6 protein-coding genes and 2 pseudogenes are annotated in these 10,852 nt (G+C 39.2%); 7 read left to right on the plus strand and 1 reads right to left on the minus strand.

The features are described from left to right. From ACFIKE_RS06690 to ACFIKE_RS06700, 3 genes and pseudogenes are all read left to right on the plus strand, one after another. Positions 1–515, plus strand: a 515-nt coding sequence (locus tag ACFIKE_RS06690; RefSeq protein ID WP_375648790.1) for a BID domain-containing T4SS effector, incomplete at its 5' end; no start/stop codon positions are given. 210 nt (positions 516–725) lie between these two features. After that, positions 726–2,525 carry a BID domain-containing T4SS effector gene (locus ACFIKE_RS06695; protein WP_375648792.1) on the plus strand — a complete coding sequence of 600 codons (1,800 nt, stop codon included), beginning with the start codon at positions 726–728 and terminating at the stop codon, positions 2,523–2,525. 316 nt (positions 2,526–2,841) lie between these two features. Further along, positions 2,842–6,033, plus strand: a pseudogene (locus ACFIKE_RS06700) (BID domain-containing T4SS effector). Positions 6,034–6,323: 290 nt separating this feature from the next. Here the strand turns inward: ACFIKE_RS06700 and ACFIKE_RS06705 are convergent. After that, positions 6,324–6,555: pseudogene (locus ACFIKE_RS06705) on the minus strand (integrase); the annotation flags it as partial. A 334-nt stretch (positions 6,556–6,889) separates the two neighbouring features. Here ACFIKE_RS06705 and murJ point away from each other — a divergent pair. The 4 genes from murJ (at position 6,890) to ACFIKE_RS06725 (ending at position 10,784) form a co-directional block, all read left to right on the plus strand. Further along, on the plus strand, positions 6,890–8,461 hold the full coding sequence (gene murJ / locus ACFIKE_RS06710) for a murein biosynthesis integral membrane protein MurJ (protein ID WP_375648794.1): 1,572 nt from the start codon (positions 6,890–6,892) through the stop codon (positions 8,459–8,461). Between the two features lie 60 nt (positions 8,462–8,521). Next, positions 8,522–9,592, plus strand: coding sequence for a tryptophan--tRNA ligase (gene trpS, locus ACFIKE_RS06715; RefSeq protein WP_375627368.1), 1,071 nt, complete (start codon positions 8,522–8,524; stop codon positions 9,590–9,592). 62 nt (positions 9,593–9,654) lie between these two features. Next, positions 9,655–10,146, plus strand: coding sequence for a universal stress protein (locus tag ACFIKE_RS06720; RefSeq protein WP_375626412.1), 492 nt, complete (start codon positions 9,655–9,657; stop codon positions 10,144–10,146). Positions 10,147–10,205: 59 nt separating this feature from the next. Beyond that, a complete protein-coding gene (locus tag ACFIKE_RS06725) occupies positions 10,206–10,784 on the plus strand; it encodes a NifU family protein (RefSeq protein ID WP_015856727.1) in 579 nt (192 codons plus the stop codon). Positions 10,785–10,852 lie beyond the last annotated feature (68 nt).

Genomic DNA, 10,852 nt, shown 5'->3' on the forward strand with positions numbered 1-10,852 from the left:
AAATTCAACAACATTCAAAAGTCAAAAGGCACTATGCCCAGATCAAATATTGGTGCGAAGTTGTTTTTGGTAACGCAAACATTTTGCAATCACAAGTGGAAACACTTTTTCAAAGCCCTGAAACGATAGAAACACTTGCACAGCAACTTGTCGGAAATCCTCAATCTTTTCACAAGTACGCTGGTATCAGTCTTTTTGGCTTTAAAAATCAAGCACGCAGACATGCTGAAGCTGGTCTTTCTCACTTAATTGACGCCACTGACAATTATGCAACGGCTGTAACACAAGTAAGAGAGAGCATTTTGCAAACCGAACAGGCAAAACAAAAGCGCCATGAACCATCTTCTGAACAGGCGCAAGATTTGCATCAACAACAACGCTTATCACAATCTGTTGAACGCACTGAGCATTCAACAGTAACTCATGAAAAAGCAACAACCTCTACTCAACAAAGAGAAACAGATATTCGTCCTCGCAAAACTGCGATACCAAAAGCAATGGCTTTTGCCAGCTAAACAGACATAAGTTTTCACACTGAATTCAACATCTTGGCGCAACACATGGCAAAGGTCATTTGCGCCAAGAGAACTGATTCTTGTGAAACCATTCAGTTTTATATCCTCTCTCACAAAAGCAAGTGAAAAAGCATAAAACAGAATAAAAGCCAACGTATATTTTTAAATAGTATTTAAAAACAATATTGGAAGAGTTTGAAAGGAACATGTATGAAAAAAAGAAATCCTTCCCCTTTTATCACCGAAATGATGGAAAAATTTCAACAACAGACTGAACAATCCCCCACCAGAACCCCCCCTCCCCAAGTTTCTCAAAGTTTGCCAAAACCAACTGTACAAAAACACCCAGAAAATTTATCACACCACCCAAAGGTTGCTCCACCGCCCCCCCCACGCATGAAAAACCCAGTGCAAACCAGCACAATACCTCCTAGCACCAAAAACCAAGAGACGCCTCCTCCACAAAAAAACTCCTCTCCGCACACAAAAGCAGCACCACAAAGACCTCCACGTGCAAAAGATAGGCAACAAAACAAACCAACAGTTCAAGAGTCCCCCTCCCTACAGACAAAAGTGGCTCCGCCCCTTCCTCCACGCATGAGAGAAAAAACACAAACAGGCACAACAATCCCCAGCTCAAAAATCCAAGAAAACTCCTCTCCGCACACAAAAGCAGCACCACAAAGACCTCCACGTGCAAAAGATAGGCAACAAAACAAACCAGCAGTTCAAGAGTCCCCCTCCCTACAGACAAAAGTAGCTCCGCCCCCTCCTCCACGCATGAGAGACAGAGTGCAAAACGGTGCAAAAATCGAGAATCCTGAAACACTCTACCCAAGTGTTAGACCCAAAACACCATCACATATGAAAGTCCGGCAACAAAGTAGTTCATCATCACAAGATAGTGGAACATATGCAGTACCTCCTTCACGAAAACCACACCGTATGGAAAACAGAAAACAAAGCGATGCTGTCATCCCAAAACCTGCCTCTCCACACACAGCAATTGAACAGCCAAAACCGTCTCACGGACAAAAAAAATCTATTAATACAATGGAAAGAGAGCTATTGCTCATAGCATATCAAGAAGAAATACGATTTTTTTGCGAAAAGGTTTATGGCAACAAGCTTATTTTAGAAGAAAGAATAGAAGCAATCAAAGAAAACCCCGATATGGGAGAACAGCTCTTATGGGATATTACAGAACGGCCTAAGTCTATTTCTAAGCTTGCTGGTAGAAAAGTTCTTGGCATAAAAAATCATGCGCGCAGAAAAGCTGAAGAAAATCTTCCTACCCTACGTACTGCCATTAACGATTATGTGTATACTTCAAAATATACAAAAAGTGAAAAGATTTCACACGCTTCTCACACGGAACAACAACACCAGCGACAAACACAAGAGGAAGAGCCAATAAATCAACATTTACAAAATCCGCTCAATTCAGAAAAGAAAATAGAGCCTCTCTCAAATCAGGAAATTGCCCGCAGAGTTCAACAAGATCCATCGGTTCGATATGGACAAAGAGAGATCGAATATTGGTGCGAAATTGTTTATAATGATCCATTTATTTTGCAATATAGAATAGAAGATATGCAAAAAATTCCAGAGATAGGAGAAGAGCTTGTATTTCAAATTGAAAACCCTTCTAGATCTTTTGCTCCGCTTGCTGGTAAGCAAGTCCTTGGCATAAAAAATGGAGCACGCAAAGCCGCTGAAGAAAATCTTTCTACCCTGTGTACCGTCATTAAGGATTATGCTGAAACTGTAAAACAGTTAAGAGAAACCATTGTACAAAACCATCAGGCAGAACAACAAAAACATCATCAACCGCTTAACGATCCCGATAAAAAATTGCAAAAGCAGCAAAACTTATCGCAGCCCCCGAAGTTACCTGAACGCGCAACAGCAAAGCAGCATCAAGAGGTTGCAGAAACTTCTAGACAAGAAGACCAACTGCACGTTCGACCGCGCAGAGCCGAAACATCAAAAGCAATAGCTTTGTCGTGATAAATCTTCTAATTGTTGGCTTTTCATACAAAACTTTGGTGCAATTACCTTGCAAGATTGCATCAAAGACGGTGTATGAAATACAGCAGACTTTGAATAAGACACCCCATTATTTTACAGAATTCATTGATAAAATTTCACGATAATACTTCATAAAAATTACACACTTTAACTTTTTTCCATGCGAATAAGGTCAATTTTTTTCAATCATTAAAATGGGCACTCTTCTTTGAAGAAAACGCTATGAAAATAATAAAAGGCAAAAAATGTAAAAAAGCTTTCAAAAAATAATGTTATCCTTTGAAAGGAAATATACATGAAAGAAAACACTAAACATTGTGCCTCTTCCACACACGAAGAGTTGCAAGAACAACAACCTGCAATTAGTGCAGCCATTTCTAAGCAAATCAATGAAGCATCGCAGAATTTCTTTTATCCCAATAGCAAAGTGCTTAAAAATAAATACCGCATCAAAGAGCAAGAAATATTAAAGGAACAATGTTGTGATGATGTAAAAAAAGAAATGATAAAACTGCGCCAAGAACCTCTACCTGAGCAGTTTAATTCCTCCTATCTAAAATATCTTCATCAACGCCTCTTTTCCCGTGCATTTGAATGGGCCGGACAAACACGCGAAAAACCATTTACATTTGAAGATGGTACTGTTGCTTCTATGCCCATTTTGAAAAGAAAAGAATTTACAAAACCTTTTGCGATTGGCAGAAAAATACAGGAGGGACTAGAAAAGTTAGATAAAACGCTTGCTGAAAAGAATAATTTACAAGGCTTAACTCGCGAAGAATTCGTTGAACAAGCAGCTGGAATAATGATAGATTTGCACCACTTGCACCCTTTCAGAGAGGGCAATAGGCGCACAAAGAGACTGTTTGTTGAAAAACTCGCTCAAGCAGCAGGACATGAGCTAGACTTTTCTCTTGTGAGCAAAAAACGTAAAGACTTTGTCCGCGCTGCTGCCATGGAACATAGCGATCCAGAGCCTATGAAGCATCTGCTTGAGGATATCTCAAATCCAGAAAAATTGCTCATTTTACAAGAATTTACCAAATCTATAAGAAATCTTGGATTGGATGAAAAAAATTATTATCTCGCTGTCGTCGCAAAAGAAGGAGAAACCTATCATGGTACCTACAGAGGCAGTGGACCCAGTGGACCCAATGGCTTCATGCTTGATGCCAATGGGATTTTCATCTTGGGAAATAAAAAAGATCTCACCCCAGAGCAAATACAGACATTAAAAATCGGTGACGCCCTCTCCTTTACAGCGCCCAAAACTCAAAACCCAGCAAAAAACATTGCTTCCAGAAAAAAAGAGCCGTTCTTACAAACGATGAAATAACTAAAAAGAGCAAAGACAACGCATCCATTCAAACAAAGAAAAAGCTCATTTTTCACCATGGATTGCCCCTCATGCTTTACATGACAGCATTGAAGTTATGTCCCAAAGTTTGCAAGAACAAATGACCAAACCAATTGCTCAATCTGCTTCCTCCATGAGGCAAATGCAAAAAGATTTCCAAAAAAACATTTTACAGACCAGCAATACAGCGACAAATAATCCAACATCTGTCCAAATGACAAAGGAAAAACGCTCTGATCATCAAGAAAGAACAAAACAGCCCCCAAAACAAGCAACGGCATACTGGGACACTAGTACAAAAAAAACGGACACCGTCCCTCTCACCTTACAGGAGAAATTATCCTCATCGCCTGAAACCGAAGAAAATAAGACAATGTACCGTAATTTCTTTTGCCCTAATAGTATCACTTTAAAAAATAAATATGGAATAAAAGACTATAAAAAATTAAAAGTGCAATGTGCCCATGATACAACAAAAGCAATCATTCATCTACGCCAAGAAGCGTCACCGCAAAAACTAACTTCCACATATCTCCAATTATTCATCACACCCTATTTAAAAATACTTTTGAATGGGCCGGACAAACACGGGAAAAACCATTTACATTTTAAGATGTTACCGTTGCTTATATGCCAATGATGAAAAAAGCTGGTATTTTTTGCCACAGCAAAACAGATACAAGAGGGACTAGAAAATTTAGATAAAATACTTTCTGAAACGAATAGTTTAAAAGGCTTAACCCGCGAAACATTTGTTGAACATGTCACTGAAATGTTAATACAGCTCAACTATACGCATCCCTTCAGAGAAGGTAATGGACGCACACAACGAATGTTTTTTGAAAAACTTGGGCAAGTTGCTGTCCACACACTCGACTTTTCTCTTGTAACAGAAAAACACATGAATCTTGCCAGCATTGCATCGCTAAAACATAATGATAAGGAAGAGATAAAACATCTGCTTGAGGATATCTCAAATCCAAAAAAAATACTTATTTTAAAAGAATTTATGGACAATATGAAACATCTTGGGTTTGAAAATATTCATCATCATCTTATTACAACAGCGAAAGAAGGTCATACCTATAAAGGCTTCTACAGAGGCAGTGGACCCAATGGCTTCATGCTTGATGCCAACGGGATTTTCATCTTGGGAAATAAAAAAGATCTCACCCCAGAGCAAATACAGACATTAAAAATCGGTGACGCCCTCTCCTTTACAGCACCAAAAGTTCAAAACCAGCAAGAAGTGCTTATCCCCGCAGAAACAATAGCCCCCTTACCAACAATGAAATTACCACAAGGATAAAAAACAACGCATCCATTCAAGCAAGAAGAAAAGAAATCGAAACTTTGTGCCAAATCATTTATGGCAATCGTCATATTTTTGGGAAAGAATTGAGATGATCCATGAAAATCATACTGAAGGAGAACAGCTCACCTATCAAATTGCCACCTCCCCTCAATCTATTTCTAAACTTTCTGGTAGCAATGTATTTGGCATAAAAAACAACGCGCGCGCATGCTGAAGCAAATATTTTGCCCCTCTGTAGAGCCATTGATCGTTATATCAATATTTTTAAACAAACAGAAAGAGACATTCTCCATACCCATCATGTAAAACAAAAGCGGTGTGAACAGTCGGTAAAATTTCCTGAGGCTTGGATGAAAAATCTCTTTTCCTTGTCAAAAGCACAACAGCAAGAAACCTTATCAAACTCTCCTGAATTAAGGGGGGAGATAAGGACTTATCTCAAAAAAATCAATGAGCGCTTATCCTCAAGCGAGCATGAAGCTATAAAGGAAAATAATCCTGAAAGACTTGCGAAGAGTCTTGGCACATCAACCGTTAAAGCAAAAGAGATTATGGAAATAGTCAAGCAAATAAAAGAGATAGAACAGCATATACAACCCATGTATTTTTATAACCATAAATTCGATGAGCGCCTAGCACCAAACCAGCATCAATCTATAAAGAAAAATAATGAAAAAAAATGTTCCAACACTCTTAGTAACGAAACAATTAAAGTGCAAAAAATGACAGAAACCGTCAATCAGAGTCCTAAAAGACAAGAAAATATTCAACCTCACAAAACAAAGCACACAAAAGCAATGGCAATGAATATCTAAAGGGTTCATAAACTTTAACTTTTTTTCCCTCTCTGGTAAAAGTGATAGCCTCTACCCGCCTGCTTTCATTGGCAAATCAATCGCACCTCAACGAGAATGGAAACCATGAGAGAACAAATTTATCTTATTTCCTCAGATTTTATCCTCATTAACTGTGAAAAGAAACCTGAACAGGAAAAATGAAAGGATCAATCATTTTTGAAAATGATAATTAATCACTTTCATTGCCTGTCGTGCTAAAAACAGACAAAACGCTGTTGAAAGATCATGTCTTCCTATCCTTTTGTTTATGTAATCTCTAAAACGGGAAGGCAGCCTAATTTGGGGAGAATATAAAGCTGTAAAAGTAAAAACCAATCACGAGCTTTGCCATCACCTTTTAGCTCAGCCTTACGACTTTTAAAAACATCTAAAGTACTGTCTTTTAAATAATGGATAAATAATGAAGATTGCGCATTGCTTCACGCTTTTATTTTATTTGCGTTCTTTAATAGGGTCACGCCCCTCACGTAAAACAGAACGGGTATTGGGTTGTACTATTCACGACATCACACCATAAAGAGAAATTATCATTATAGATCCCCATATGTCCCTTCAAACTGTTATGATATCGCTCCCATATTTCAGTTTGAAAAGAAATTTTAATTATTTTATGGCAAAATAAAAATTGTAATGCAACAGTAAACAAGGAGCATAAAAAAGTCTTCAAGCACCATTGTTGACAGAAAGATAAACACCGTCGTACAACGCTTATAAAAAGTATCCTTGATTGGGATACAGATCAGATTTTTACGATTTAAAACGGTTTATTTCTCCTGTCATCGCTTCTCTTTTACAACAAAACCGATATATCTTTATGACATTGATAAAAAAAATTGCAACAGTTGCTTCCGGAACCCTTATGAGCCGTATTTTTGGCTTCGTACGCGAAATGCTTATGGCAGCAGCGCTAGGGACCGGTCCTGTTTCTGATGCCTTTAACGCTGCTTTTCGTTTTCCCAACACATTTCGTCGTTTTTTTGCTGAAGGTGCCTTTAACGCTGCTTTCATTCCTCTTTTTGCAAAAAAAATCACTGAAGATGGTCAAGAAACGGCATGCAAATTTGCAGAAGAAGTCTTTGGCGTTCTCTTTTCGCTGCTCTTACTGTTAACGATTGCGATGGAACTGAGTATGCCTTTTCTGGTACGAACCATTATTGCCCCAGGTTTTACCGAAGATGCGACAAAATTTAACGCTACAATTCACTTTACTGCGATCATGTTTCCCTATTTAACCTGCATGTCGCTTGCTGCCATGATGGGAGGCATGCTTAATGCTCTGCGACGCTATTTTATTGCCGCCATTGCCCCACTCTTTTTAAACATTATTCTGATTGGTGTGCTTGCCTATGCTTGGATTTATAAACTTGACGCTTGGCATATTGGCTTAAATCTCTCTTGGGGTGTATTGGCAGCAGGGCTTCTTCAACTCACCTTAATTGCCCTTGCTTTGCGTCAAAGTGGAATGAAAATATCCTTCCGCTGGCCCCATTTAAGTCCTAATGTTCGCAAGCTATTAACTTTAGCATTCCCAGCGGCTATCACGGGTGGCATCACACAAATCAATTTGCTCATTAATACCAACATTGCTTCTAGTCAATCGGGTGCTGTCTCTTCTTTGATGTACGCTGATCGTCTTTATCAATTGCCTCTAGGCGTAATCGCCATTGCCGTTGCAACCGTTCTTTTACCAGAATTAACACGCGCTTTGCGAAGCAAAAAGCACAAAGAAACCAACCATTTACAAAACCGCTCTATTGAATTAACGCTATTGTTAACACTTCCGGCATCCATCGCTTTTTTGCTGCTCTCCACTCCCATTGTCAGTTTGCTCTTTGAGCGAGGACAATTTACCAGTCAATCAACACACCATGTTGCACAATTACTGGAACTTTATGGACTGGGACTTCCAGCTTTTGTTCTCATTAAGGTCTTTATTCCTAATTTTTTTGCCCATGAAGATACCAAAACACCGATGATTTTTACAGGTATTTGCGTTTTCATCAATATCAGTCTCGCCTTAACATTATTTCCTATTCTATCTGCACGAGGCATTGTTATTGCTGAAATTACTTCTGGATGGGTCAACGCCCTGTTGCTTTGGGGTGTCCTTATCAAACGCGGTTATTGGAAATACGACTTCCAACTGATAAAGCGAATACTATGTCTCATGATAGCAACCCTTTTGAGTGCACTGGCCCTCTATTACGGATTGAATGTGTTTAGTTTTTTGTCTTTTCCTTTATCCTCACAAGCATCCTTTTTATTGCGCGCCAGCACCTTAGTTGGGATCATGCTTGGCATATTCTTGATCTATTTTAGTGCCTATTTTTTATTCAACACCCATTCCTTTTTTCACATGCTTAAAAATTTGAAAAAACGCCCATAATATCTATACTTTGTCAAAAACAATAAAACAAATAACCTTAATTGAAGAAAGAGCACTCCTATGGATACCTTCACACCACTTGTCTTTTCCGGCGTACAACCGAGTGGTCATTTACATCTTGGCAATTATCTTGGAGCCATTCAGCGTTGGGTTGAACTGCAAAACTCTCATCACTGCCTCTATTGTGTTGTGGATATGCATGCGCTCACAGTCAACCCAGATCCCCTTACTTTACGCGAATCCACCAGAACAGTGACAGCCGCCTTTTTAGCCTGCGGTATTGACCCTCAAAAACACATTATTTTTAACCAATCACGTGTTTTTCAACATGCTGAACTCGCCTGGATTTTTAATTGTGTTGCCCGTATCGGCTGGCTTCAACGCATGACACAATTTAAAGATAAAGCAGGAAAAGATCGCGAAAAAGCATCCCTCGGGCTTTTTGCCTATCCCACTTTGATGGCTGCTGATATTTTAGTCTATCGTGCAACGCATGTTCCAGTAGGCGAAGATCAAAAACAGCATGTTGAACTCACACGCGATATTGCACAAAAATTTAACAACGACTATGCACAACGTATTGCCGAATTAAATTTTGGTATCTCTATGCAAACGGATGAAGAAAAAAGGCAATGCTTCTTTCCCCTCCCAGAGGCGCTTATTGGAACAACAGCCACACGCGTTATGTCTTTGCGCGATGGGACGAAAAAAATGTCAAAATCAGATCCTTCAGATTTTTCACGCATTAATTTGACCGATGATGCTGATCTTATCGCAAAAAAAATACGCAAAGCCAAAACGGATTCGGCTCCTCTTCCCGATACCCTGACCGCTTTAAAAGAACGACCAGAAGTGGATAACCTGCTTGGTATTTATGCCGCCTTTGCTAACGTCAGCAAAGAAAAGATTCTTTTAGAATTTTCTGGTCAACAATTTTCGCATTTTAAAACAGCCCTAGCCGACCTTGCTGTCCATAAGCTTGCCCCTATAACAGAAGAATTACGTCGACTGCATCAAGAAAGTGATTATATCGACTCTGTTTTGCGTGATGGCGCTAAACGTGCTAGTATGCTCGCAGAAGAAAATATGAAAAAAATTCGTGAAATTATTGGATTTTTGCACGATACATAAAGATAATAAAACTAAAAACTGTAGAGAGCAAAAAAATCGTTTGTACAAAATAGAGAAAGTGCATGATTTCCAAACCAAAAAATCCGAAAAAAGAACCCAAGAAAAAGAACTTAGTCATTATTGATGAAACACCAGAGTGTCGGCGTGCCGTTGCGTTTGCCGCACAGCATGCCCAAAATACCAATAGAACATTGGTATTACTTTGTGTCGTTGATAGTGTGGAATTTCAACACTTTCTGGGTGTAAACAACGTTATGCGCACAGAATCAACGCAAAGTGCTCATAAAATATTAGGAGGCATTGCCAGTGAAGTCCGCACCACCCATGCGCTTGAAACAGAAATAGTGGTGCGTGAAGGAAAAAAAATTGATGAGATTTCCAAACTGATCGACGAAGATAAAAGGATTGCACTAATTGTTTTAGCAGCCAGTGGACATACAGAAGGACCAGGACCCCTTGTTCAATTAATCGGGAATAAAGGGACAGCTTTTTCAATTCCTGTCATTGTTATTCCTAGCAATCTTGCCGATGACGATATTAGATCTATTGCCTAAAAAATATAATATTCTACAATGTAAGATCTTCCTAATCCTTCATTATAAAAGGAGAGTCTATGTTTATTCAAACTGAAACCACACCAAACCCTGCAACACTTAAATTTCTGCCAGGACGCGTGGTTCTTTCTGAGGGCGTATTAGAATTTCGTGACCCTGAAGAAGCAGCTAAAAACTCACCTTTGGCGGCTAAGCTGTTTAATATTCCCAATATCAATGGTGTTTTTTTAGGCTATGATTTTATCACCGTAAGCAAAAAAGAAGGAGAATGGCAACATCTCAAGCCCGTCATTTTAGGCACAATCATGGAACATTTTCTATCCAATGAGCCAGTGATCACCACCAACGCTACAATACAAGCACAAACCCATGCCCTTAACGAAGAATTTTATGACGAAAAAGATGCTGATATTGTCTTAACCATTAAAGAGCTGCTTGAAACGCGTATCCGCCCAGCAGTTGCCAATGATGGTGGAGACATTACTTTTCGCGGATTTGAGAATGGTATTGTTTATCTCAATATGCGGGGTGCCTGCGCTGGATGTCCCTCTTCAACGGCAACCCTCAAACATGGTATTGAAAATCTTTTACGCCATTTTATCCCTGAAGTTTTAGGCGTTGAAGCCATGCCACAATAAATATTGACCTCAATAGGTAAAATAACCACACCGATTGCCCCTCTTCAACAGCGCTCAAACATGGAGTG

Origin of the sequence: Bartonella sp. MU70NMGDW (assembly GCF_042194085.1) — a bacterium.
In the GTDB taxonomy this organism is placed as follows: Bacteria; Pseudomonadota; Alphaproteobacteria; order Rhizobiales; family Rhizobiaceae; genus Bartonella; species Bartonella grahamii.